The following is a 24,708-nucleotide window of genomic DNA, read 5'->3' as shown; positions in this document are numbered from 1 at the left end:
CGGAATGATTTTGTGCTGTGGCGAGGCTTTGATCGACATGCTGCCGCGGGATACGACGCTGGGTGAAAAGGGCTTTGCCCCCTATGCCGGCGGCGCGATCTTCAACACTGCGATCGCGCTTGGGCGCCTCGGCATTCCCACAGGCTTCTTCACCGGCATTGCCGATGACATGATGGGCGAAATCCTGCGCGACACGCTCTCGGCCTCCAAGGTCGATTTCAGTTATTGCGCCATCACGCCGCGTCCGAGCACGATTGCCTTCGTCAAGCTCGTCAACGGTCAGGCAACCTATGCCTTCTACGACGAAGGCACGGCCGGCCGCATGATCACCGAAGCGGATCTTCCGGCGCTCGGCGATGATTGCGAAGCTCTGCATTTCGGTGCGATCAGCCTGATCCCCGATCCCTGTGGCGCAACCTATGAGGCACTGATGAAGCGCGAACACCAGAGCCGGGTGATCTCGCTCGACCCGAACATCCGCCCGGGCTTCATCAAGGACCAGGCGGCGCATATGGGCCGCATCAGCCGGATGGCTGCCATGTCCGACATTCTCAAATTTTCCGATGAGGATCTGGAATGGTTCGGCATTGCTGGCAATCACGATGAGCTGGCCGCCCATTGGCTGAACCAGGGCGCCAAGCTCGTCGTCGTCACCAAGGGCGCGGAAGGCGCGACCGGCTATACAAAGTCACTGAAGGTCTCGGTGCCGAGCGAGCGCGTCACGGTCGTCGATACGGTCGGGGCTGGTGATACCTTCGATGCTGGCATTCTGGCATCGCTGAAGATGAACAACCTGCTGACCAAGGCGCAGGTGGCTTCGCTCAATGAGAAGGCGCTGCAGGATGCTCTGGCTCTGGGCGCCAAGGCTGCGGCGGTGACGGTATCGCGTGCTGGCGCAAATCCGCCTTGGGCAAGTGAGATCGGGCTGTAATCGTTTATCGGGCTTTGGGGGTGGAGAGAGGCCGCACCCCCCTCTGTCACTGTCGTGACATCTCCCCCACAAGGGGGGAGATCGTTGGGAGTTTGCCGCACATCCTATGACAGCAAACGCTTCCTCAAAAGCTGCGGGCTTGCTTGTTACGAGAGGACGCCACGGGTTACCAATCTCCCCCCTTGTGGGGGAGATGTCAGCGAAGCTGACACAGGGGGGTGTACCCGCCACACATTCAAACGATGAGATCCAGCTGTGATCCAACCCTGTCACAAAGAGCAGGATTGGCACACAGTGTCGGGGTGGGGCGATCCTTCGGGCGAGAGGGCAAGCTCAATCACCCCCACCCGCCGCTTTGCGGCGACCTCCCCCCTCAAGGGGGAGGTGGATGAACGCTTTTACTTCGCGCGGCTTGCCAGCGCAGCCACCAGCCCTTGCGTCGAAGAATCGTGGCCGGCAGCGCTTTCCTTGCCTTCGATGACCGGCAGCAGGCCCGTTGCCAGTTCCTTACCGAGCTCGACGCCCCACTGGTCGAAGGAGTTGATGCGGAAGAGCACGCCTTCGACGAAGACGCGATGCTCGTAGAGGGCGATCAGGCGGCCGAGTGCGAATGGCGTCAGCTTGTCATAGACGAAGGTGATCGACGGGCGGTTGCCGGTGAAGACGCGGTGCGGCGCGATGAAATCGGCCTTTTTGTCGTCCATCCCCTTGGAGGTGAGCTGAGCCTTGGCTTCCTCGAAGGTGCGCCCTTTCATCAGCGCTTCCGACTGCGCCAGGCAATTGGCCATCAGCAGGTCGTGCTGGTGGCGCAGCTCCGGCTCGAAGCCGTTGGCGGCGATCATGAATTCGGCCGGGATGATGCTCGTGCCCTGGTGGATGAGCTGATAGAAGGCGTGCTGGCCGTTGGTGCCGGGCTCGCCCCAGACGACCGGGCCGGAATTGCCTTCGACCGGCGTGCCGTCGATGGTGACGCCCTTGCCGTTCGATTCCATATCCAGCTGCTGCAGGTAGGCCGGGAAGCGCGACAGGCGCTGGTCATAGGGCAGGATCGCGCGCGTGGGATAGCCGAGCACGTTGCGGTGATAGAAGCCGATCAGGCCAAGCAGCATCGGCAGGTTTTCCTTGAAGGGCGCCTGGCGGAAATGGTTGTCCATCGCATGCGCGCCGTCGAGGAACTTGCCGAAGTTTTCCGGGCCGATCGCGATCATCAGCGGCAGGCCGATGGCAGACCAGATCGAGTAGCGGCCGCCGACCCAATCCCAGAAGCCGAAGACGCGCTCGCTGTCGATGCCGAAGGCGGCAACCTTGTCGAGCGCCGTCGAAACGGCGGCGAAGTGATGCTGCACGGCGGCTTCGCCGAGCGCATCGGCGATGAACTTGCGTGCCGTCTGGGCATTGGTCATCGTCTCGATCGTCGTGAAGGTTTTCGAAGCGACGATGAAGAGCGTCGTTTCCGGCTTAACGAGCTTCAGGATATCGGCGATATGGGCGCCGTCGATATTGGAGATGAAGTGCGAGCGCGGACCATCGTGGAAGGGGGCGAGCGCCAGCGTTGCCATGACCGGGCCGAGATCGGAGCCGCCGATACCGATATTGATGACATCGGTGATCGCCTTGCCCGTCGAGCCCTTCAGCGCGCCCGAGCGGATGCCGTCGGCAAATTTGCCCATAGCGGCGAGAACCGCGTTGACATCAGGCATGACGTCCTTGCCGTCGACCAGCACCGGCTTGTTCGAGCGGTTGCGCAGCGCGGTGTGCAGGACGGCGCGGTTTTCGGTGAAGTTGATGGCGACGCCGGAGAACATTTCCTCGCGCTTGGCGGCAACGCCGCCCTCGGCTGCGAGCTTCTCGAGCAGAGCGAGGATATCGTCGTTGACAGCCGTCTTGGAGTAATCCATCAGCAGGTCGTCGAACGAGGCGCTGAAGCGGGAAAAGCGTTTCGGATCGGCGGCGAAAGCGGCGCGAATATCCGTAGCCTTCGTTGCCGATGCGGTGCTCTTCAGTTGATCGACGAGGGCGTTCATGGGAGGCTCCTTGCGGTTCGCGCTGCTGGCCTTCAAAACCGGGCCAAGCGCTTTGAGTTTGGTCGCGAAAACTATTCCCTATGTAGGGCGTAAATCAAGTTCACCTATCACCCAAAACGAAAAAAGCCGCTCGTGAAAAAGCGCGAGCGGCTTCGTGAATGACATGGAATTATGTCAGCCGCGCAACTCCTTGCGCAGGATCTTGCCGACATTCGATTTCGGCAATTCGGTGCGGAATTCGATGAAGCGCGGGCGTTTGTAATTGGTTAGATTTTCAGCGCAATGAGCCTTGACGTCGGCCTCGGTCAAAGCCGGGTCCTTCCTGACGATGAAGAGCTTCACCGCCTCGCCGGAGTGCGGGTCGGGCACGCCGATTGCCGCGGCCTCGAGCACGCCCGGATGCATGACGGCGACTTCCTCGATCTCGTTCGGATAGACGTTGAAGCCCGAGACCAGGATCATGTCCTTCTTGCGATCCACGATCTTGGTGTAGCCCCGTTCGTCCATGAAGCCCATGTCGCCACTGCGGAAGAAGCCATCCGGTGTCATGACGCGTGCGGTCTCGGCCGGCTGCTTCCAATAACCGGCCATCACCTGGGGGCCGCGAATGCAGATCTCGCCGACTTCGCCGAGCGGCAGCGAATTGCCGTTCTCGTCGCGAATGTCGAAATCGGTTCCCGTGATCGGCAGGCCGATCGTGCCGGTAAATTCCGGGCTGTCGAAACGATTGGCGCTTGCGACCGGCGAGGTCTCTGAAAGGCCATAACCTTCGGTGATCCAGGCGCCCGTCATTTTCTGCCACCGTTCGGCGACTGGCCGCTGCACCGCCATGCCGCCGGCAAGCGTTGCGGTATTGGACAGGTCGAGCTTGGTAAACTCCGGATTGTTCATCAGCGCGTTGAACAGGGTGTTCAGGCCGGGGAACATGTCGAACTTGTATTTGCCGAGCTCTTTGATGAAGGCGGGTATGTCACGCGGATTGGCGATCAGCACATTATGGCCGCCGAGCGACATGCCCATGAGAGAATTCACCGTCAGCGCGAAGATATGATAGAGCGGCAGGGCGCAGACGAAGGTTAGCTGCTCGGGGCGCGGCTTGTTGATATAGGCGGATTGCAGCCAGAGCAGCAACTGCAGCTGGTTGGCGAGCAGGTTTGAATGCGTGAGGATCGCGCCCTTGGCGACGCCGGTCGTGCCGCCGGTATATTGCAGGAAGGCAATGTCGCTGCCGGTCAGTTCCGATAGCTTCAGGGGCAGACGCGAGCCCTCGGCGATCACGCTCTTGAAACTGCGATGGCCGGGAATGGACCAGGCTGGGACGAGCTTCTTCACCTTACGGACGATCAGGTTGACGATGTGGCCCTTGACCCCCAGCATGTCGCCGAGCGCGGTCACGACGACATGGCGCACATCCGTATGGGCCAGAACCTGCTCAACCGTATGAGCGAAGTTTTCCAGAACGAAAATCGCCTTGGCGCCGCAGTCACGCAACTGGTGTTCGAGTTCGCGCGGCGTATAGAGCGGGTTGACGTTGACGACGACAAGCCCGGCGCGAAGGATGCCGTAAACCGCGATCGGATTTTGCAGCACGTTCGGCATCATGACGGCAACGCGGTCGCCCTTCTGCAGGCCGAGGCTTTGCAGCCAAGCGGCAATCTTGCGTGTCTGCAAGTCGAGATCGCGATAGGTGATGGATTTGCCCATGCTGGTGAAGGCGGGTCTGTCGGCATAGCGCGAGCAGCTTTCCTCCAACAGTTCGGCGAGCGATGCATGCTCCAGCGGCGGCAGCTCTGCCGGTACGATATCCGGATAGGAGGCAAGCCATATTTTCTTGACCTGCGGTCTATCCGAAGGAGCGGAGACTGAATTCATGCGCATTTCCTCCTCTACGCACCATCACCACGCTCCGCCGTCATATGCGGCGGCTATGCAGAGTGTCATTGGACGATCAAAAAGTCTCCCGCTTTTCACATCGCCGCAGTCTTTGCTCTCAACTAAATCATCGGAGCGCAACCGAAGCTACAATAACCTTGACGTAAACGTCAATAATCGTCTTGCGCTCACGTTTTTTTACAATCCTGAAAAAAAGGACTGGAACTTTTATGACAACGGAGCGTTAATAGCGCCATGGGTCTAAACCCATCGGAGCATCGTGCTGCCTCAAAGAGCAGATCGGACGCTCCATAGTTTATGTGACGCGTATCCAAAAGGAGGTGCGCATATGCATAAAGAGAGTGCCGATTTTTCGGGTCGTGACCTTTACATCAAGGACATGTCGATGCTGGTCGCCTGCGACCGCGTTGAAGGGTCCAGGGTATTCGGCTCGGACGGCAAGCAGATTGGTCATATTGAACGCTTGATGATGGAAAAAAGTGATGGACGCATCGCTTTCGTCATTCTGAGCTTCGGCGGTTTCTTCGGCATCGGCCAGGAGCACTACCGGCTGCCTTGGGAGAAGCTGCGCTACGATGCCCGCATCGACGGCTATCGCGTCAGCATGACCAAGAACGACATCGAAAAGGCATGTCGTTTCGCCGCCAAGGACGATCACGATCATAAGAATCATGGCCACAAGAGCCACGATTATTTCGGCGTGCCGCCCTATTGGATGTGATCGGGCTAGCGAAGGGCGCTACGGCAAGCCCCGCCTCCGCGGGGCTGTGCATTGTTTGGCCCTATTGAAACCGCCCATGTCTCTGCACGACCTCGATCTTATAGCCATCGGGGTCGGTGACGAAGAACAGTAATGCAAAAAGCTTCCCATCACGATTGAGTTCGATGATCTTGCCGGGGTTGAGCCCGAGTTTGGTCATGCGCGCATGCTCGTCCTTCAGTTCTGAGACCAAAACCGCAAGGTGACCGTAGGCATCCCCTTGCGCATAAGGCTCGATGCGGCCCTGATTGACGGTCAATTCCAGTTCGAACCCGGTCTCGGCATTGCTGAGATAGACCAGAGTGAAGGTCTCGAAGGCAATGCGGTCGGCAACCTTCAGGCCGAAGGCCTTGTCGTAGAATTCGGTCGAGCGCGCCTCGTCCAGCACGCGGATCATCGAGTGAATCATCTTGGCCATCGGCGTCTCCATAAATCGTCAGGGCATGTCATTGCAGCCAATGCCATCGGCAGCCATTGAAGGCAAGCATGGGGAAACTCGCCATATCTCCGATCGAGCATAGATCCAGGGTTTCCGGATTGCGATCGGTCTGCTTAACTCCCTGGCGCCCACGTATAGGGCTCAAGGGGGGAAACCATGTACTATGCCATTCTGGCCTATCACGAGGAAGGTATCGTCGAATCCTGGAGTAAGGAGCAAGATGCCGCGCTCATGACGGACCTTTTGGAGATCAATGACCGCATGGTCGCGCAGAAATCGCTGGGGCCGGCTGCGCGTCTTGGATCGACCCAGAATGCCGTGACCTTGCGGGGGAAGGGTGCGGGCATGGTCATCGACGGGCCGTTTGCAGAAACCAAGGAACAGCTGCTCGGCTTCTACGTCGTCGATTTTCCGACGATTGAGGGGGCAGTCGAGGCAGCGCGCGAATTGCGCCGCGTCAATCCCACCGCCGTTTATGAAGTCAGACCGATTTCGCTTTACCTGCCTGGCGCATCCTTGCCGTCAGGCGAAGGCAACTGATGGGAAGCTGTGATCGGCGTCGATCTCAATGAGGTTGAAGGCCGATCTTGCTGGTGACCGACCGCTCGATCATCTCCATGCCGTCATAGATCAGCACCGCCATCAGTCCGACAATCAGGCCGCCCTGCAGGATGAAGGCGGTGTTGTCGTTGATCAGCCCGGCGATGATGACTTCGCCGAGCCCTTTGGCAGCGACGGTCGAGCCGATCGTCGCCGTACCGATATTGATCACGGTCGCGATTTTCAGCCCTTCGATGATGAGCGGCAGGGCGAGCGGCAGCTCGACGCGGAAGAGCCGCTGCCAGCCGTTCATGCCCATGCCATCGGCGGCATCGAGCACCGAGGCGGGCACCTGCTGCAGGCCCGCGACCGTGTTCTCGAAGATCGGCAGCAGCGCATAGAGAAACAGCGCGATAAATGTCGGCACCGCACCGAAGCCGGTGGTTGAGATCGCAAGCGCCAGCACGGCAACCGGCGGAAAGGTCTGCCCGGCATTGGCGATTGCCCGCGACAACGGCAGGAAATCGGCGCCGATCGGCCGCGTGACGAAAATGCCGCCGAGCACCGCCAGGATGCCGCTTGCCGCGATCGAGACGAGAATCAGTTCGAGATGGCTGAGCGCCAGGCTCGGCAGGCTGTTCTGTGTATAGATCGGCGACGCCCCGAATTTCGTCAGCGGCGCCAGAACGGGCGTCAGCCATTCCGGACGGAACAGCATGACAAGCAGCAATGCCAGGGCCAGGACGCGAAAGAGATTGGCGGCGAGAAATTTCATGCTTTGCGGCCCAGCTCGATCAGATGCTGGATCGAGATCGAGCCGACGGGCATCTTGCGCTCGTCCTCAACCGTCGCCTCGTCCGCGCCTTGCCAAATCAATTCCGCCAATGCGTCGCGCAGATTGAGGCTCTGCGGCAGGCTGTGACCGAGCCCGGGCCGCGGCGGCTGCATGCTTTCCTTCAGCGGCAGCAGCGACATCAGCTTCAAGGCGCGGTCGGACGTGCCGGTGAGCTGCTGCACGAAGGGGTCGGCGGGTTCCGTCAGGATCTTCTCGGGCTCTGAGCATTGCAAAAGCTTGCCGCCGCTCATGACCGCGATCTTATCGCCGAGATGGAAGGCTTCGTCCATGTCATGGGTGACGAGGACGATGGTCGTGCCGAACTGCTTCTGGATCGCCAGAAGATCGTCTTGCGCCTTGCCGCGGATGACCGGGTCGAGCGCGCCGAAGGGCTCGTCCATCAGCAGCAGTTCCGGTTCGGCCGCAAGGGCGCGGGCGACGCCGACGCGTTGTTGCTGGCCGCCGGAAAGCTGGCTCGGATATTTGCCCGCAAAGGTGCCGGGGTCGAGATGGAAGAGATTGAGGAGTTCTTCGACACGGCTGTCGATGCGCGTCTTCTCCCATCCGAGCAGCTCCGGGACGGTGGCGATATTCTGTGCAACGGTGCGATGTGGAAAAAGGCCGTGCCCCTGGATGGCATAGCCGATGCGGCGGCGAAGCTCGGTCGCCGGCACATTCATGATGTCTTCGCCGGCAACGGAGATGTGGCCGGCCGATATCGGCACCAGCCGGTTGATCATGCGCATCAGCGTCGATTTGCCGGAGCCGGACGTACCGACGATGACGGTGATCGTGCCCTTCTCCATGCTCATGCTGACATTATCGACCACTGTGGCGTTGCCATAACGCTTGGTGACGCCCTTGAGCTCGATCATGTTGGTCATGCGCGTTGTCCCCGGATGCTGTCGATGACCGCATCGAGGATGACGGCCGATGAGAAGGCGAGAAAGACCGTCGGCACGGCGCCGAGCAGCACGAGGTCATTGGCCGTCTGGCCGATGCCCTGGAAGATGAAGAGACCGAAGCCGCCGCCGCCGATGAGCGCCGCCACGGTGACGAGGCCGATCGCCTGTACCAGCACGATGCGGATGCCGGTGAGGATGACCGGAAAGGCGAGCGGCAAGTCGATACCGGTCAGGATCTGCCGGCGCGTCAGCCCCATGCCGGTGGCGGAATCACGCACGGAAGGGTCGACGCCGGCAAGGCCGACAACGGTGTTGGCGACGATCGGCAGCAGAGAATAGATGACGAGCGCCACCAGCGCCGGCGCCACGCCAATGCCTTTGACGCCGATCTCGGCGGCGAAAGGCACGTTGGCGGCGATATAGCCGAGTGGCAGCATGAGAATGCCGAAGAGGGCAAGGCTGGGGATGGTCTGCACCAGGCTCAGCGCCCGCAGCACGACGGCGCGGGTGCCAGGTTGCCAATAGCAGAAGATGCCGAGCGGCAGCGCCAGCACGATGGCGATCGCGACCGAGCCCAGAGACAGGAACACATGGTTGAACGCCTCATGCCAGAATTTGTCGGCATTGTTGGCGTATTCCTTCATGATCGAGAGATTGTTGAGCAGGCCGGAGCGCAGGACCGCGGCAAGCAGGGCGGCATAAACAGCCAGTGCCGCAACCCGCAGCCAGGGCGTCAGCCGCAGCTTGACCAGCGCATCCGAAATCATCAATCCTACCACCGCGAGCAGCACCCAGAAGCAGCCGCCGGGGGTAATGCGCGCCACAGTGCTGCCCGCAGGCGTCGCGGCCGTCGAGACCAGTCCGAGGGTGACGATCAGCATGGCGATCGCGAGCGTTGCGATCCCGAGGCGAATGATCTGGTTGCGCAGGAAAAGCGCGGCGAACGCGGCTGCGGCCAGAAGGACGAGCAGGCACAGCGCGGCCGGCTGGGCAATGAGCTGCGTCAGCAGTTGCGGCTTGCCGGCGGCAATGCGGTTTGCCTTGACGATGATGAACGGCATCCAGGCCGTTGCCAGCACGCCGCCGGCCACCAATACCACTCCGAGACGATCCACTCTGCGGACCGCTAGCGCATCTTCCATCAGGCAAGCTCCGTCAGCGCATGAGCCCAGAATTCAAGGCGGGTTCGGACAAGATCATGCCCATTCGAATGTCCGCGGCTCTACCTTATCAAAATGGAGCCGCTGGAGCGGATGATTTTAGGTCTGTTAGACCTAAAATCTGAATCCGCTCCGGAACTAGAGGAGTGGAGCATGATGTCGTCCGAAAACCGTTTACACTTTCGGCATCATGCTCCAGAGCACCGTCAGTGCCTTACTTCAGGAAGCCATTGTCCTTGAGGTAGGATTCGGCAACAGCCTTAGCCGGCTCGCCATCGACCTGGATACGGCCGTTCAGCTTGCGCAGCACGTCAGCGGTCAGGCCCTTGAAGATCGGCGCCAGAACCTCTTCGATCTTCGGATTGGCCTTCAACACGGCCTCGCGGATGATCGGCGTCGGTGCATAGACCGGCTGCACGCTCTTGTCGTCTTCGAGAACGGTCAGTTCCGCCGCTTCGATGGCGCCGTCGGTGCCGTAGACCATCGCCGTGTTGACGCCGTTGGTCTGGTCGGCCGCAGCCTTGATCGTCGCGGCTGTGTCACCGCCCGAAAGCACGACTTCCTGATCCGGCTTCAGCTTGAAGCTGTAGGTGGTCTCGAAGGCCGGCAGGGCTGCCGGGGAGTTGACGAATTCGGAAGAGGCCGCGATCTTGATCGAGCCGCCGCCGGCAACCCATTTGCCGAAGTCCGACATGGTTTTCAGTTTTGCCGGACCGGCGACATCGTTGCGCACGGCGATCGCCCAGGTGTTGTTGGCCGGCGAGGGCGTCAGCCAGACGATCTTGTTGGCGTCGTAATCCAGCTTCTTGGCGAGATCGTAGCCCTGCTGCAGGTTCTTCCAGGCCGCATCGTCGGCCTTGTTGAAGAAGAAGCCGGCATTGCCGGTATATTCGGCATAGATGTCGATTTCGCCCGCAGTAATGGCCTTGCGCACGACCGGCGTCGTGCCGAGAGCGATGCGATCCTGAGCCTTGATGCCGTTGGCATTGAGTGCTGCGAGGATGATGTTGCCGAGCAGCGTGCCTTCGGTATCGATCTTGGAGGAGACGACGACGTCGGCAGCGCTGGCGCCACTGGCAAGGAGAGCCGTCAGCGTGGCGGCAAGTGCAAGCTTCTTGAACATGATGTTTCCCTTTGTACCCCGTTAAATCGTTCTTCTGCTTGCCCGCGCCGCCTTGAAGGGCCGCAGTCCGACAGGCAGGCTTGGAGCGGACCGGCGGCCCACAAGCGAATTTGTGGCTGCTTCAGGCAGTTAGCGCTCATCGCGGAAAAGTCGATGCGCCCCGAATACCCGTTGCAGTCGCGCGATTATGACGAGCGTACTCGACATTCGCGCGAAATTGGATTTCTTTTTTCGGAGGCAAGTGCGTTTGTTTTTGTTCCCCTTACCCGTTTGGCGCTGTTCCGATCTCATTTTACGGCTGGATCGGTAGGCGGCAAGAAACGATAGCCGCCGCTTTTCGGCTTAGGGATATCTTTTTTCGAGAACACGTCATATCGTCGGGATATCGTTGATATTGCTGCGGTCGAGCCAGGATGCGCGCCGCGGCTGAGGGGGCTGATTTGTATCTCGGCGCATTGTTCATAGCCGACATGGTGTTCTCCATCGGCTCGGTGAGGGAGACCGCGCGCAGGCTATCCTTCTCGGCCTCGACCGTCTCCAGTGCTCTGCGCCGGCTCGAAACGGAGCTTGCCATGAAGCTTGTCGAGCGTGCCTCCGGCGAGCTTGCGACCCTTCTGGCGAGCTCGAAGGTCCAGAAAGGCCTGCAGCCCATTCTCCGCTGTATCCGCCAACTCTCCGCTCTGGTGAAGGAGCCGCCAGCGCCAGGGGACTATGACCAATGGGCCGCGCGCCTGCCGCTGAAGATCGCAACCATCGAACGTTTCCTCGAGGTCGCTGATCAGGGCAGCATCAATCGCGCTGCCCGCCGCCTGCGTCTCGGCCAGCCGCAGCTCTCCCTGCAGATCGCAAATCTGGAGGAATTGTTCGGCTGCCGCCTGTTCGCCCGGCAGGCGCAGGGCTCGGTGCTGACGGAGGCCGGCCAGGAAGTTCACGCCATTCTCGCCGCGATCGCACAGGCCTGGGACGAGATGAAAGCGGCGGCGGACGAGCGCTTTCAGCGCACTGCGCGGGCGGTCCGCATCGGCTCTATTATTCCCACAGGCTCGGAAAGCTGGGTGGCGCGCTCGCTGGCGAGCCTGGTATCGCGCTGGAACATCGGCGGCAACAGCAACATGCTGTCGCTGCTGCTGATGACGGCCGACGATTTGCGCGAGGCGCTCCGGTCCGGCCGCATCGATGTCGCCATCGTTGATTCCGTCTTCGGCCTCGACGCCTTCGAACATGTGGAACTAGTCGCCACGGACATGGTAGCGATCGCCCCGCCCGATAGCACGGAGCAGACGTTTGCCGCGCTCGTCGAAAACCATCCGCTCTGCGTGCCGAGCCCCCGGACCGGCATCGGCAATGCCGCGACGGCCTTCGGCTATGACAGCCGCGATCGCCGCCGATTTCGCGGCCGCGATATCACCTCGGCCGATTCCCTGCCCGTCATCGTCGATCTCGTCGCCAATCATGGCTATGTGTCGTTTCTCGGCCGCGTCAGCGCGCTTCCGATCGCAGACAAGGTTCGCATAGTCGAGCCCGATGAGATCTTGCCGCTGTCCTATCATCTCGCCCATAACGGCCGTAAAGCCTCGGTGGAAGCTTGCCGGCTGATCCAGCAGGCGGTTCGCGAATTGGTTGGAGAGATGGGTACGACACGAAAGCGCTCGTCATCCCCCCGGTAGCGGAACAAATGCGGCATCTTCGCGTTTAGGTCGGTTAGGTTAGTCCGGGCGTACGCAGCCGGGGGGCGCGTTCGGCACCCAAGGAGAGACCATACATGAAAATTCTTGCAACGGCGCTCGTCGCATTAGGCATTATTGTTTTACCTGCTACCTATGCCGAGGCGCGTGATCATCACCATCACCGCTGGCATCAACACCATCATCGCGACTATCGCCCTCATCATCATGGCTGGCATCGCCATGAAGGGTGGCGGCATGGAGATCGCCATCATCGCTGGCACAGCAAGCCGCATTTCTCGCATGCCTGACGGCAGCTGATTGGCATGAAAACGGCGCCTTCGGGCGCCGTTTTTGCGACTACCCATCTATCGCGTCCTCCTCCTTCCGTCCTGACGATACCGATTGAAACCCATCAGACGAGAAGTGCGCGATCGCGCTTAGGCGGACCTATGGCGATGTCGCGAAAACGCCTGCTCTCCAAGGGATAGCGGAACTTTCGAAGGCGCTATTGCGTTTATTATATCGTCCGGAGGACGCGAGTAATACGAGTAGCGTTTACGTCCGGCATTCAAGGAGGCTGGAAATGAAAATTCTGGCAACAGCGCTGATTGCGCTAGGTATGGTCGTGTTGCCGGCAACCTATGCCGAGGCGCGTCCTCACCATCATCATGGACACCACCATCGGATGATCGTCCATAGGCACTATCATCATCACTACTATTACCGCCATCACTACTATCGCCCATATTACGGCTACTACGCGCCGTATTATGGCTATGACCGACCCTATTACAGCTATGACCAGCCCTACTATCCCTTGGGGGTATTCGGCGTTTTCGGTGGCTATGGCGGCTATCGCCATCACCACGGTTGGTATGGCGGGCGCGGATACAATCACGGATGGTATGCCGGCGGCCATCGCGGATGGCATGGCGGCGGCGGCCACTGGCGCTATTACAGCCAGCCGCATTTTTCGCACAACTGAGGGCCTGTCCGATGGCAGAACGGCGCCTTTCGGCGCCGTCTGAGGATGAGTTTACGAGCTGTCTGACAGCATTGGGTCATGCCGGATTCAGCACGTGAACGGCGCGATCGGCCATCAGGTGCTTCACCTTCTCGCCATAGGCAGCCATATGCGCGGAAGCGGCATGCGCCTTCAGCGCGGCCAGGCTTTCCCATTTCTCGACCACGACGAACGTATCAGGCCCAAAGGCAGGATCGGCCCCTTCGACATCCACGACGGCGGTATATTCGATGCAGCCGTCTTCAGCATGGACGGCCGGAACATTCGCCTGAAATGCTTCGAGCACCTCGGCGCGCTTGCCGGGATGGGCGGTGAGGATGGCGAGCACGTGAATCATGGAAATGTCCTTGAAACGATATTCAATACGGATAGGGAATAACGGATGCCACCGGATGTGTGGCCGGTTTCAACCATTACCACGGAACGGGACCGCTCGAACGCCAAACTTCAATTTTTATCGCGCATGGGATTCTTGCTGGATCGCGGCGTTCACATCCGGTTGATGTATTTCGGATCGAGCGATCCGCTCAGCAGATGGCTGACCGCGAGGAGATTGCCCTGCAGGCGACCGCGCCGGTCGATATAGGGCGGTGGGCTGACGGAGCCGACGACATTCGAGGCGATATTGCCGCCCATCAGCTTCAGCGCCCATTTCAGCGATACCGAGCGCTTCTTGACGAGATAGAGCGGATTGGCGACCTGGGAGTACCCAAGGCGCAGGCCCGATGTGCGGCCGGTCTTGACGCCGAGATGGACGCCCCGCAGGCGATTGAACTTGACGATCTTGCCGAAAGGACGCAGCCGCCGGCACAGATCCACATCCTCCTGCCAGCCGTAGAGCGGCAGATCCTCGTCGAAATAGATGCCATTTGCGAGCATCTGCTTCCGGCGAAAAATCATGTTGCAGCCATAGGCGTTGTGCGTGTCCTCGATCGTTGGCACCGGAAAGGGCGTGGCATCGGCTGCGAGCGCCGCATCCGCTTCGTCCGCCGTCAGGCCCGGTCCAAGGATACCGTCACGAACGACTTCGCCGGTCGCCACAACGATCTCTTCATCCGCCTCAAATAGGACTTCCGTTTCGGAGAGATAGTTCGTTGCCGGGAAGAAATCGTCATCGAAGAAGACAACCACATCTATGCCGACGGCTGCATCGATGATGGCATTGCGCTGCGGGCAGCTTCCCTGCGGTGAAGAGACGATCGTCACGGGGAAGGGTGCGGAACGTAAGTGCTCCGTATTGATGTCATCGCCCTTGGCCGGACACAGGAAGAGATGATCCGGCTTGCGCGCTTGCTTCGCCAATCTATCGATCATCGCGGCGAGAATCGCCTTGCGACCGCATGTCGCCACGCCAACGGCAATTTTCATGAGCATCCTCCAGAATATGATCCCCAGGCGCACGGAACCACCAAAAGCTGAATCATTGGTTGTGCCAATCGCACGCATTCAACGGATTGCGCGCAAAAGCTGCTTCGTTGTCGGCGGCTGGCTCATTTACAGCCGTCGACAGAGCGTTTCGAAAGAGGCGGCCGTCTCGCCGGCCGGCATTTGTGATCGGCTCGCGAATGCCTGACGCAAGCCATGAATGCCAAGACTTGCAGCATCCACGGTCCAGAAACAGGTCGTCTATGCGATCTGCCCTTCAGCCGATATCGAAGGTATCCGCCGCCAAATGCAAACGCGCGACTCGAGATTTCAGTATAAGAGCGGCATGCCGCATACGCAGCTCGGCCTGCATCACATGGAAAATGCCCGGCTGCTGCCCGATCGCGGCGAGCTTCTGCACCGCCTGCCGCATGGCGGCGTCTGTGCCGAGATCGGTGCGGCCTTCGGCGATTTCACCGCCGAGATCTTTGAAAAGAATGCGCCGCGGGAGCTTTACCTGATCGACGCGTGGGATACGCCCCGCTATCAGGAGGGCCTGGAGCAGATCAGGTCAAAATTCCGGGGCGCATTGGATCAAGGCCGCCTGCGCATCGTCCAGGGCTATTCCACCGTGCGGCTTTCGGAATTTCCCAATAGCTTTTTCGATTGGGTCTATGTCGACACCAATCACAGCTACGAGACGACCCTGGAGGAGCTGCAGATCAGCCACTTCAAGGTCAAGCAGGACGGCCGCATCGCCGGCCACGACTTCTGCACCGGCAATGTCGTCGATGCCATTCCATATGGCGTGGTCGAAGCCTGCACCAAGTTCTGCAAGGATTTCCATTGGCAGTTCGAATACATGACCGTGGAATCCCACGGGCATTTTTCGTTCTCGCTGAAGCGGCTCTGAAGCATGCCCCGCAAAAGCGCGGTGCGGTTTTGCGACAACATAACATGCGCAAAATCAAAGACCTGAAGCGCGAAAAGCGATTCTGAAAGATCGCACTGCGCTTTAGGCGTCATGGCCTGCCAGCAGGCGCCCGTCGCTGATACGAGGTCGATAAGGCCGCTGCCATTCAGCGCCTGCCAAATGATTGACGCGGCAGACTCATTGGCGTGGAGCTTCCCACCAGGATTTTGAATACCGGCCGATCATGGGCCGACTCAGGTTCAATCCTCGAAGATGAAGATATCGCCTTCCTGCAAAGCCGCGATGAAAGCCTCCCTGGCCTTCTCCGCCTCAAGCGAGCCCTCATGCGCGTCCGCTAGCGCTTTTCTGGCGGTCTTGTAGGCTTGCCCATCCTCGAGCGTCGGCCACTCCTTCGCCATGTATTCCAGGGCGCGTTCCGCATTCGATATCACCAGCCGGTCGCCCGTCTTGCGGGTCTCGACGATTACGGGTTTGCTCCACCATTGGGCCATGAAGTTTCTCCTTCCGCGGTCAACGTGCGGTTGGCTGGAATGTTCCAGGAGGCCTGCCGGTCGAATCCGCAGCGTCACGACAGCAAGGGAACCCCCGCTTCGGCCGCCGCGGCAATGAAGGCGATGCGCGCTTCTTCCGGTGCTCGCCTGCCGCGTTGGACGTCGATGCAGATGAGCAATGCAGACAGAAAGCAGTCGCCTTCCTCCGAAGGCCAGTCATCGAGAAGCGTCTTCCAGACTTCGTCGGCCGTGCCTACGGATTTCACTTCACCGGAATCGTTGCGAATGACGCGGATTGGAGAGAAGTGCGGCACGATGTTCATGGTAGCAGACTCCGTCAAAGCAGAGGCTGTTTTGGGCCTTTTGCCATGGGCGTGCATTTAACTTTCTTAATCCGGCGGCCGCTTCGAGACATATGTGATCAATCTTCATCCGCTCGCCCGCGATATCAGCAAAATCGCGCCTGAGTGCATGACTGGCCGATCACGCGAAGATCGGTACTTCTCGCGACAAATTTGGTCGACGGCGCGGGCGAACCGAAAGAAGACTATCAACACCTGAAACGGAGCTGAGGATACCGGGGGTGACAGGATAAATGGTGCCGCTTACGTGACTCGAACACGTGACCCCATCATTACGAATGATGTGCTCTACCGACTGAGCTAAAGCGGCATTCTGCGGAGCATTCGGTTCGGCCCCGCGATTTGCATGGCGCTGATACAGTCTATGTGGTCAGATTTCAAGCGCTCAAATCGCCAATTGGCAAAAAAGCGGGATGCTTGTGAAAAAAGTACCGCATTTCGCGCCCGATCAAAGTGCCAGCCGGGCGCGCGCCTGCCGGTATTCTTCTTCCAGCCGGTCAACCAGGGCGGATACTGGCTGGATGGATTTGACGGCGCCGATGCCCTGGCCGGAACCCCAGATATCCTTCCAGGCCTTTACGCCGGTTGTGGCGGCCTCGAAATCCATCTTGGAAGGATCGGCCTCGGGCAAGTTGTCCGGGTCGAGGCCGGCGGCACGGATCGAGGGCTTTAGGTAATTCCCAAGGACGCCGGTGAAATAGTTGGAGTAGACAATATCGGCGGCGGTTCCCTCGACGATCGCCTGCTTGTAGGCGTCCACGGCGCGCGCCTCCTCCGTGGCGATAAAGGGCGAGCCGATATAAGCAAGATCGGCGCCGGCCGCCTGGGCGGCCAGGATGGCGCCGCCGGTGGCGATGGCGCCGGCCAGGAGCAGCGGCCCGTCGAACCATTCGCGGATTTCCTGCACCAGCGCGAAGGGGGAAAGCTGGCCGGCATGGCCGCCGGCGCCGGCAGCGACGGCAATCAGCCCGTCTGCCCCTTTGCGGATCGCCGAATTGGCGTGCCGGTTGTTGATGATATCGTGCAGCACGATGCCGCCATAGGAATGCACGGCGGCGTTCACCTCGGGCACGGCGCCGAGCGAGGAAATGACGATCGGCACCTTGTATTTCACGCAAAGCATCAGATCGTGTTCGAGGCGTTTGTTCGACGTATGGACGATCTGGTTGACCGCAAATGGAGCTGCAGGACGATCCGGATTTGCGGCATTGTGTGCGGCAAGGTCCTCCGTGATCATGGCAAGCCACTCGTCGAGCTGGCTTTCCGGGCGCGCATTCAACGCCGGAAAGGAGCCGACGACGCCGGCCTTGCATTGTGCCAGCGTCAAGGCGGGGTGGGAGATGATGAAAAGCGGCGAAGCCACGACCGGCAGGCGCAGGTGCTCGGTCAGGATGGAGGGGAGGGCCATGGACATCATCCCTTTTGACGTTTACGAAAACGTCAAAAGGGATAGCAGATGTCTATCGAGAGGGGAAGATGGCAGCAGGCAACAGGCAATAGGCGATAGGCAATAGGCAATAGGCAATAGGCAATAGTGCTTGACCGTCCCGTCCCGGCTATCTTCCCCTACTGCCTATTGCCTACTGCCTACTGCCTACTGCCTATTGCCTACTGCCTACTGCCTACTGCCCCACCTCCACCCCATTTGCGTCGTCTTTGCGATTTATCCCCGCCCGAGTGGCCTTAACCCTTGCCGGAGGCTTGCGTATTGCAAAACTGGGCGTTACCGAATCCGGTTAACGGATGATGAAAATATGGCTGCCTTATCGGTAGAGTATGCGCGTATGGTGCGAGTGAGCATAAAGGATCGGATGTGAGCGGATTAGAAACGGCTATCAGAAGCGCCTTGGATCGGTCTGATCGCACCAATCCGGAAATTCGGGCTCGCATCTATCAATCTGCGCGGCAGGCTCTGGAAGCCGGCCTTCGCAAGCAGGACATTACCGATGTCAACGTCATTGCCGCCCAGCGCCAGCGTCTGGAGGCGACGATCCGCGAGATCGAGGCCGAAGAGCGCGCCCGTCCCGCACAGGCGATACCGGTTTCGCCAGAGCTGGATGCTCCGCATGTTTCTCCTTCTGCGCCCAGGTCCGATGCAAGGCAGACAGCTGCACGGCCGCAGGAACCCGTCATGAGCGTACGCGGAGAAACACGCGATCCGCCGATGTCGGCAGGCCCCGCCGTTCCGGCGGAGCCGACCTCGGCCGAGTTGGCGGCACGTCAAGACGATTTCGGCGATATGCGCGCCGGACCCGCCGATCATCTCGGTGCGGACAGCGATGTGCGTCCGACGGCCGATGCGCCGCCGGCGCGGTCGATGAACTTCAAGCCGGAGCGGGCGGCCGTGCGCCGCAAACCGCGCAAGTTCTTCTCGCGCCTGCTGGTCTTCTGTATTCTGCTCGCCTTCCTCGGCGTCGGTGCCTGGTGGATCAAGACCTCGGGCCTGCTCATGTCCGCCTCCCAGAGGGATACGAGCGTGCCTAATCCGCCGGCACATGTCGATTCCCAGGATTTCAGCGGCAACGGCAACGACGAGGACATGTCGGACCAGGACGACAATAGCGGTCCGGTCAATCCGGGCCTTGCGACCATCGATCCGCAGAACAGCTTCTCGGCGGAATGGCTGGAGATCTTGAAGCCCACCGACGCGCCGAAGGTGACGGCCGGCCCGCAGTCAAAGGCTGAAAACGTCTCGGAGAACGAGGGACCGGCCGTGCGGCTGACCTCGCTCAGCAGCGGTGCGGACGGCAGTGGCTCGATCGAGGTGCCCGTCAATATGCTGCAGCAGATGGCGGGAAAAGCCTCGACGATCGCGCTGACTTTGCAGTCCACTTCGGATGCACCGACGCAGATCACAGTGGAGTGCGATTTCGGTTCACTCGGGCGTTGCGGCCGCCATCGTTTCACCGTCAGCCGGCAAAAAACGGATTCGCTGTTCCAGGTCAAATTCGATCGCGCCATGGCGCCGACGAGTTCAGGGCACCTCATCATCAATAGCGATGTCGATGGCAAGGCCCGCGGCGTCAATATCTACGCCATCCGCGTCCTGCCCGGGCAATAAGTCCCGGGCGATGCTTCGAACTCGTCAGGCGAGGATATCCGATCCCATGCCGAGGATCTTCTCGTCGACCTTGCCGATGGCTTCCTTGTCCTTGCCGTCATAGTCGAGCGTCAGCAGAATGTGACGGATAAGGTTCAGGCGCGCGCGCCGTTTGTCGTTGGCGCGGAGGACAGTCCAGGGCGCGTGGTCCGTATGCGTTTCCTTCAGCATGCGGTCGCGCTTCTCGCTGTAGTCCTTCCATTTCGGCAGTGCGGCGATATCCATCGAGGAAAGTTTCCAGACGGCGCGCGGATCATGGCGCCGGTCGTGGAAACGCTTCAGCTGCATCTCCCGGCCGATATCGAGATAGAATTTGAAGAAGTAGATGCCGTCCTGGACGATGAGCTTCTCCATCCTGGGGGCCTGCTTCAGGAACTGCTCGTATTGCTGCGGCGTGCAGAAGCCCATGACCGGTTCGACGCCGGCGCGGTTATACCAGGAGCGGTCGAAGAGCACGAATTCGCCCGCCGTCGGAAACTGGGCGACATAGCGCTGGAAATACCATTGGCCGCTTTCACGATCGGTCGGCTTCGTCAGCGCCACCACGCGCGCCAGACGAGGGTTCATATGGGCTGAGGTCGCAGCGATCGAGCCTCCCTTGCCGGCGGCATCGCGGCCTTCGAAGAGCGCCATCACCCGCTTGCCGGTCGCCTGCAGCCAGAACTGCACCTTGATGAGTTCGATCTGCAGCGCTTTCAGCTCATCGAGATATTCTTCTTCCTTCAGCTTCTTCTTGTAGGGATAGCCACCCGAGGTCAGTGCCTCGTCATCGATCCAGTTCGGCAGGATGGGATCATCGACATCGAATATGCGCTTGATGCCATGAATATCCAGCTCCACCGCCCGGCTTCCTGTCTTCTCCCCCATATGTCGGCTCCTCGGCTGTTTACATAGCGTTAACCCTGCCACCGGCGGCGGCAAAAAAGCTTGGCCAGAAAACTGGGGCATTTATCCAATAGTTTCAAGCCTTTTGCCGCCACCCTCTTTTGCCGGCTACATTTATTTTTGCCAGTTACTGGCTTCTGTGGATAGAGCCGAATACTTCTGTCATGAATCGCAGATAAGACGCGGAATCCAGCGTTCCATGATGTCAGGCGAAGGACGGCGCAGTTGGAAGACGAATGGTCATTTGTCAGGAGGTTGGCAGTTCGGCTGCGGCAGGAGAGTGCGATCCTGGTTCTGGCGACGCTGATTGCCGCACTCGCCCTGGTCGAAGGCATCAACACCGGCGCCGTATTCTGGATCTGGGCCATCGTCATGATTGTCACGCTGCTTCGCCCGCCCCTGGTGGAGCGCGTGGTCGTGCCACCGCCGGCTGAGACGGCGCCCGCCGATCCTCAAGCCTTGTTGCACACCGCTTTTGCCGGACTGGCGGCACTCGACATGCCGGTGCTGATCATCGACCGCGAGGCGTCGGTGCTGGTACAGAACATGGCCGTCGAAAAAGCCTTCGGTGCCTTTCCGATCGGCGCACATATTTCCTCCAAGCTGCGTTCGCCGGGTCTGCTCGACATGGTACGCGAGACCATCGCGACCAATACGCCGAACCAGATCGAGCATTCCGAGCGCCTGCCTTCGGAGCGCGTCTATGTCGTGCGCATCGCACCGATAGATCTGCCCGAGATCGACAAGCAGGAAGATGCTCTCTTCCTGCTCTCCTTCCGCGACATATCCGAATTGCGCCACATCGACCGCATGCGCTCCGATTTCGTCGCCAATGCCAGCCATGAATTGCGCACGCCCTTGGCATCGCTGCGCGGCTTCATCGAGACGATCCAGGGGCCTGCCAAAGCCGACCCAAAAGCGCAGCAGCGTTTTCTCGGCATCATGCTGGACCAGACGACGCGCATGAGCAGGCTGGTCGACGATCTTCTGTCACTCTCGCGCCTGGAGCTGAAGTCGCATATCGCGCCGGATCAGAAGGTGGATCTCGTACCTCTGCTCGGCCATGTGCGCGACTCCCTCCTGCCGCTTGCCGGAGATCTCGATGTGACCATCAATCTGCATTTGCCGGTGGGCAAGGTGGAGGTATTGGGGGATCGAGACGAGCTGGTGCAGGTCTTCGAGAACCTGATCGAGAATGCCTGCAAATACGGCCAGGAAGGCAAGTCGGTCGAGGTTTCGCTGCTGAACGGTGCCGGCCAAGCCGTCGAGGTCGTGATCTCGGACAAGGGGCCGGGGATACCCGCAGAACATGTGCCGCGCCTGACCGAGCGCTTCTATCGCGTTAACGTTGAGGACAGCCGGTCCAAGAAGGGAACCGGTCTCGGGCTTGCCATCGTCAAGCACATTCTGACCCGCCACCGCGCCAGATTGATCGTCAAGTCGGAAGTCGGAAAGGGAACCGACTTTACGGTCCGCTTCTGACGACCTCCGCATATCCCAGGTTTGGGTGGCGATTTATCCAAATTATATCAGGTATATAGCCTGTCATAATTGTTTCACTCGCCTGACATAAAAGGGCGGTGTTTTCGCCAGTAAGAATGGACTGCCGAAAAAGTGGATGTGGCCTCCACCTCGGCGCTCTTCAAAGCTCATCAGGGGGATTCGTTTTGAATGCTTTGAAAATGTCCGTTCTTGCGCTGGTTGCATCGGCCGCCCTTGCCGGCACTGCAACTGCCCGCGATCAAATCCAGATCGCCGGCTCCTCGACCGTATTTCCATATGCCAAGATCGTTGCCGAAACCTTCGGCGAGACCTTCACCAACTTCAAGACCCCTGTGGTCGAGTCCGGCGGCTCCGGAGCCGGGCTGAAGGAATTCTGCAAGGGCGTCGGAACGGATTCGATCGATATCGCCAATTCGTCGCGTCCGATCAAGGACAGCGAAGTCGAAGCCTGCAAGGCTGCCGGCGTCGCCGACATCCAGCAGATCAAGATCGGCTATGACGGCATCGTCTTTGCTTTCGACAAGAGCAATCCCGACATCAAGTTCGAACCGCTCGATCTCTACAAGGCACTTGCTGCCGAAGTGGTCGTCGATGGCAAGCTCGTCGCCAACCCCTACAAGAAGTGGTCTGAGATCAATCCGTCGCTGCCGGATTTTGAAATCGCCGCCTATATCCCGGGTGAGAAGCACGGCACGCGTGAAGTCTTCGAAGAGAAGGTGCTTGCCGCCGGCTGCAAGGCTTCCAGCGCGGCCGATGTCATCAAGGCAGCAGTCTCCGATGCCGCTCAGCAGGCCAAGAAATGCATTGCCGTGCGCAAGGATGGCGTTGCGGTCGATATCGACGGCGACTATCCAGAGACGCTGGCTCGCATCAATGCCAACAAGCATGGCATCGGCGTGTTCGGCCTGTATTTCTTTCAGAACAACGCGGACAAGCTGAAGGTCGCCACCGTCAGCGGCATCGTGCCCTCGGGCCAGACGATCGCCGACGGCACCTATCCGGTATCGCGGCCGCTGTTCTTCTACGTCAAGAAAGCCCATCTGGGTGTCATCCCGGGGCTCAAGGAATATGTCGATTTCTTCACGAGCGATCAGATGATCGGACCGGACGGCCCGCTCGCGGAATATGGCCTCGTGCCGGCACCGGATGCTGAGCGCGACCAGATCCGCAGGGATTTTGCGGGCGGGAAGATCATGTAAGTGCTGAAGGGTCGGGCACCGGTGCGGCTTTCCGCTGCGCCGAGGTTCGCCGGGGAACGGGAATGAGTGTATCGCTGCTGCTGCTCTGCTTGTCGGTCTTCGGCGCCTCCGCTTTCGTGCTGGGGCGGGTGAGGGCGGCTGCGCTGTCGGGCGGCTGGCCCTCGTCAATGCATTCCCGCCTCGGCTATCACGGTGCCTATGCCGCTATCTGGGCTGTACTTCCGCCCTTGGCGCTCGTTTGCGCCTGGCTGATCGTCACTCCCATCGTCATCGACCGCCTGGTGACCAAATCCTTTCCCGACGAGGTTCAGTCTCTGCCGCCGGCTGAACTCAATCTCAGCTACGGCATGGTGCGCAGCATCGCCCGCGGCATGCGCCTGCTCGACAGCCGGGAGCTTGCCGACGTCGCAGGCGGCAAGGCCGATCTGCAGTTGCTGCTGGCGCAGAAGGGAGTTCCGCTCGCCGTTCGCCCCACTGGCTACATGATCGATGCCGCCAACAAGTATAACGGCATGCGTGAAGTGAGCCGGTTGGTGATGTCGGCGGCGGCGATCGTCCTGTCGCTGCTCTGCGCGGTCTACGGTCTGCGCGCCATTGCCCCGCGCTTTCGAGCCCGCAATCGTGTGGAACAGGTCATTCTCGGCGCACTGATCGTCGCTTCCTCTATCGCAGTGCTGACGACGGTCGGCATCGTCGTTTCCATGCTTTCGGAAGCCGCACGCTTCTTCGGCATGGTGCCAGCGAGCGAGTTCTTCTTCGGAACCGTCTGGGACCCGCGCTTCACCAGCGCCGGCGCTCAGACCTCAGGCACCTTCGGCCTGATCCCATTGCTGGCGGGCACGATTTATATCGGGCTCGTGGCCATGCTCTTCGCCGTGCCCATCGGTCTGTTTGCTGCGATCTACATGGCCGAATATGCCTCGGCTCGCGTCCGCTCCATCGCCAAGCCGATGCTGGAGGTTTTGGCCGGCATTCCCACGATCGTCTACGGCTTCTTCGCCCTTGTCACAGTCGGCCCCTTCCTGCGCGATATCTCCGCCGAGATCGACGGGCTGATGACCGGAAACTACAGAAGCTTCATCGAGGCGCAGAGCGTTTTGACCGCCGGCTTTGTCATGGGCGTGATGCTCATCCCTTACGTTTCGTCGCTGTCGGACGACATCATCATGGCGGTGCCGCGTTCGCTGCGCGACGGTTCGCTCGGGCTTGGCGCCACGCGGTCGGAAACGGTCAAGCGCGTGCTCCTGCCGGCCGCTCTTCCCGGCATCGTCGGCGCGCTGCTGATGACTGCGTCGCGGGCGATCGGTGAAACCATGATCGTGGTGCTGGCAGCAGGCGTTGCCGCGCGCATGCAGTTCGATCCCTTCGAGCCGATGACGACCGTCACGGTGAAGATCGTCAACCAGCTGACCGGCGATCTGGAGTTCACCTCGCCGCAGACGCTCGTCGCCTTCGCTCTCGGCATCACGCTGTTCTGCCTGACACTCTGCCTCAACGTCTACGCGCTCTACATCGTCCGTCGATACAGGGAGCAATACGAATGAGCGGCGTCGTATCCTCCTCTCAGC

Annotated in this window: 24 protein-coding genes and 1 tRNA gene; 11 read left to right on the top strand and 14 right to left on the bottom strand. The window is 60.2% G+C overall.

Features of this window, described 5'->3' with window-relative positions; genetic code table 11:
* The first annotated feature begins 4 nt into the window (after window positions 1–4).
* Entirely contained in the window at window positions 5–931 is a 927-nt protein-coding gene (locus tag PH562_RS20770; protein WP_285175430.1) for a carbohydrate kinase family protein, read from the top strand.
* 398 nt (window positions 932–1,329) lie between these two features.
* On the opposite strand, the gene pgi is transcribed toward PH562_RS20770, so the two are convergent.
* Both pgi and PH562_RS20760 read right to left on the bottom strand, forming a co-directional pair.
* The gene (pgi, locus tag PH562_RS20765; RefSeq protein WP_183713215.1) at window positions 1,330–2,955 is read right to left on the bottom strand and encodes a glucose-6-phosphate isomerase; all 1,626 of its coding nucleotides are present in this window, start codon (window positions 2,953–2,955) and stop codon (window positions 1,330–1,332) included.
* Between the two features lie 174 nt (window positions 2,956–3,129).
* Window positions 3,130–4,827, bottom strand: coding sequence for a long-chain fatty acid--CoA ligase (locus PH562_RS20760; RefSeq protein WP_285175429.1), 1,698 nt, complete (start codon window positions 4,825–4,827; stop codon window positions 3,130–3,132).
* A 349-nt stretch (window positions 4,828–5,176) separates the two neighbouring features.
* Here PH562_RS20760 and PH562_RS20755 point away from each other — a divergent pair, with 349 nt between their 5' ends.
* The gene (locus PH562_RS20755; protein ID WP_285175428.1) at window positions 5,177–5,569 is read left to right on the top strand and encodes a PRC-barrel domain-containing protein; all 393 of its coding nucleotides are present in this window, start codon (window positions 5,177–5,179) and stop codon (window positions 5,567–5,569) included.
* Window positions 5,570–5,630: 61 nt separating this feature from the next.
* On the opposite strand, the gene PH562_RS20750 is transcribed toward PH562_RS20755, so the two are convergent.
* Window positions 5,631–6,026, bottom strand: coding sequence for a VOC family protein (locus PH562_RS20750; RefSeq protein WP_285175427.1), 396 nt, complete (start codon window positions 6,024–6,026; stop codon window positions 5,631–5,633).
* Between the two features lie 177 nt (window positions 6,027–6,203).
* On the opposite strand from PH562_RS20750, the gene PH562_RS20745 reads away from it, so the two are divergent.
* On the top strand, window positions 6,204–6,587 hold the full coding sequence (locus PH562_RS20745) for a YciI family protein (protein ID WP_285175426.1): 384 nt from the start codon (window positions 6,204–6,206) through the stop codon (window positions 6,585–6,587).
* Window positions 6,588–6,612: 25 nt separating this feature from the next.
* Here the strand turns inward: PH562_RS20745 and PH562_RS20740 are convergent, their stop codons facing one another.
* The 4 genes from PH562_RS20740 to osmF form a co-directional block, all read right to left on the bottom strand.
* Complete coding sequence (locus PH562_RS20740) at window positions 6,613–7,362, bottom strand: ABC transporter permease (RefSeq protein ID WP_285175425.1); 750 nt, start codon at window positions 7,360–7,362, stop codon at window positions 6,613–6,615.
* A complete protein-coding gene (locus PH562_RS20735) occupies window positions 7,359–8,297 on the bottom strand; it encodes an ABC transporter ATP-binding protein (protein ID WP_285175454.1) in 939 nt (312 codons plus the stop codon). Before PH562_RS20735 ends, PH562_RS20740 begins: the two co-directional genes overlap by 4 nt.
* A gap of 5 nt (window positions 8,298–8,302) precedes the next feature.
* Complete coding sequence (locus PH562_RS20730) at window positions 8,303–9,469, bottom strand: ABC transporter permease (RefSeq protein ID WP_285175424.1); 1,167 nt, start codon at window positions 9,467–9,469, stop codon at window positions 8,303–8,305.
* Between the two features lie 232 nt (window positions 9,470–9,701).
* The gene (gene osmF, locus PH562_RS20725; RefSeq protein ID WP_113229394.1) at window positions 9,702–10,610 is read right to left on the bottom strand and encodes a glycine betaine ABC transporter substrate-binding protein OsmF; all 909 of its coding nucleotides are present in this window, start codon (window positions 10,608–10,610) and stop codon (window positions 9,702–9,704) included.
* Between the two features lie 440 nt (window positions 10,611–11,050).
* Between osmF and PH562_RS20720 the strand changes: the two genes are divergently transcribed.
* From PH562_RS20720 to PH562_RS20710, 3 genes are all read left to right on the top strand, one after another.
* Window positions 11,051–12,277, top strand: a complete 1,227-nt coding sequence (locus PH562_RS20720; RefSeq protein WP_285175453.1) for a LysR family transcriptional regulator — start codon at window positions 11,051–11,053, stop codon at window positions 12,275–12,277.
* Window positions 12,278–12,442: 165 nt separating this feature from the next.
* Window positions 12,443–12,595, top strand: coding sequence for a hypothetical protein (locus PH562_RS20715; RefSeq protein WP_285175423.1), 153 nt, complete (start codon window positions 12,443–12,445; stop codon window positions 12,593–12,595).
* Between the two features lie 265 nt (window positions 12,596–12,860).
* Window positions 12,861–13,262: a hypothetical protein gene (locus tag PH562_RS20710; RefSeq protein ID WP_285175422.1), complete on the top strand. Its 402-nt coding sequence runs from the start codon at window positions 12,861–12,863 to the stop codon at window positions 13,260–13,262.
* Window positions 13,263–13,338: 76 nt separating this feature from the next.
* Here the strand turns inward: PH562_RS20710 and PH562_RS20705 are convergent, their stop codons facing one another.
* The gene (locus PH562_RS20705; protein ID WP_092708861.1) at window positions 13,339–13,638 is read right to left on the bottom strand and encodes a putative quinol monooxygenase; all 300 of its coding nucleotides are present in this window, start codon (window positions 13,636–13,638) and stop codon (window positions 13,339–13,341) included.
* A 152-nt stretch (window positions 13,639–13,790) separates the two neighbouring features.
* The gene (locus PH562_RS20700) at window positions 13,791–14,669 is read right to left on the bottom strand and encodes a glycosyltransferase family 2 protein (RefSeq protein ID WP_285175421.1); all 879 of its coding nucleotides are present in this window, start codon (window positions 14,667–14,669) and stop codon (window positions 13,791–13,793) included.
* A 304-nt stretch (window positions 14,670–14,973) separates the two neighbouring features.
* Here PH562_RS20700 and PH562_RS20695 point away from each other — a divergent pair, with 304 nt between their 5' ends.
* Entirely contained in the window at window positions 14,974–15,579 is a 606-nt protein-coding gene (locus tag PH562_RS20695) for a class I SAM-dependent methyltransferase (RefSeq protein ID WP_350223780.1), read from the top strand.
* A gap of 260 nt (window positions 15,580–15,839) precedes the next feature.
* Here PH562_RS20695 and PH562_RS20690 read toward each other — a convergent pair whose 3' ends face one another.
* From PH562_RS20690 to PH562_RS20675, 4 genes are all read right to left on the bottom strand, one after another.
* Entirely contained in the window at window positions 15,840–16,091 is a 252-nt protein-coding gene (locus tag PH562_RS20690; RefSeq protein ID WP_113229390.1) for a DUF982 domain-containing protein, read from the bottom strand.
* A gap of 74 nt (window positions 16,092–16,165) precedes the next feature.
* Entirely contained in the window at window positions 16,166–16,414 is a 249-nt protein-coding gene (locus PH562_RS20685) for a DUF982 domain-containing protein (protein WP_285175419.1), read from the bottom strand.
* 273 nt (window positions 16,415–16,687) lie between these two features.
* A tRNA-Thr gene (locus PH562_RS20680) sits at window positions 16,688–16,763 on the bottom strand.
* Window positions 16,764–16,901: 138 nt separating this feature from the next.
* On the bottom strand, window positions 16,902–17,861 hold the full coding sequence (locus tag PH562_RS20675; RefSeq protein ID WP_285175418.1) for an NAD(P)H-dependent flavin oxidoreductase: 960 nt from the start codon (window positions 17,859–17,861) through the stop codon (window positions 16,902–16,904).
* Between the two features lie 405 nt (window positions 17,862–18,266).
* On the opposite strand from PH562_RS20675, the gene PH562_RS20670 reads away from it, so the two are divergent.
* Complete coding sequence (locus PH562_RS20670) at window positions 18,267–19,514, top strand: hypothetical protein (protein WP_285175417.1); 1,248 nt, start codon at window positions 18,267–18,269, stop codon at window positions 19,512–19,514.
* Window positions 19,515–19,538: 24 nt separating this feature from the next.
* Here the strand turns inward: PH562_RS20670 and ppk2 are convergent, their stop codons facing one another.
* Window positions 19,539–20,420: a polyphosphate kinase 2 gene (ppk2, locus tag PH562_RS20665; protein WP_285175416.1), complete on the bottom strand. Its 882-nt coding sequence runs from the start codon at window positions 20,418–20,420 to the stop codon at window positions 19,539–19,541.
* A 273-nt stretch (window positions 20,421–20,693) separates the two neighbouring features.
* On the opposite strand from ppk2, the gene phoR reads away from it, so the two are divergent.
* The 3 genes from phoR (at window position 20,694) to pstC (ending at window position 24,684) form a co-directional block, all read left to right on the top strand.
* A complete protein-coding gene (phoR, locus tag PH562_RS20660) occupies window positions 20,694–21,920 on the top strand; it encodes a phosphate regulon sensor histidine kinase PhoR (RefSeq protein WP_285175415.1) in 1,227 nt (408 codons plus the stop codon).
* Window positions 21,921–22,120: 200 nt separating this feature from the next.
* Window positions 22,121–23,140, top strand: a complete 1,020-nt coding sequence (locus PH562_RS20655) for a substrate-binding domain-containing protein (RefSeq protein WP_483315366.1) — start codon at window positions 22,121–22,123, stop codon at window positions 23,138–23,140.
* Window positions 23,141–23,202: 62 nt separating this feature from the next.
* A complete protein-coding gene (pstC, locus tag PH562_RS20650) occupies window positions 23,203–24,684 on the top strand; it encodes a phosphate ABC transporter permease subunit PstC (RefSeq protein WP_285175413.1) in 1,482 nt (493 codons plus the stop codon).
* Window positions 24,685–24,708: the final 24 nt, after the last annotated feature.

This window comes from Rhizobium centroccidentale, assembly GCF_030182565.1.
Classification (GTDB): Bacteria; Pseudomonadota; Alphaproteobacteria; order Rhizobiales; family Rhizobiaceae; genus Rhizobium.
This window is presented reverse-complemented; position numbering and strand designations above follow the sequence as displayed.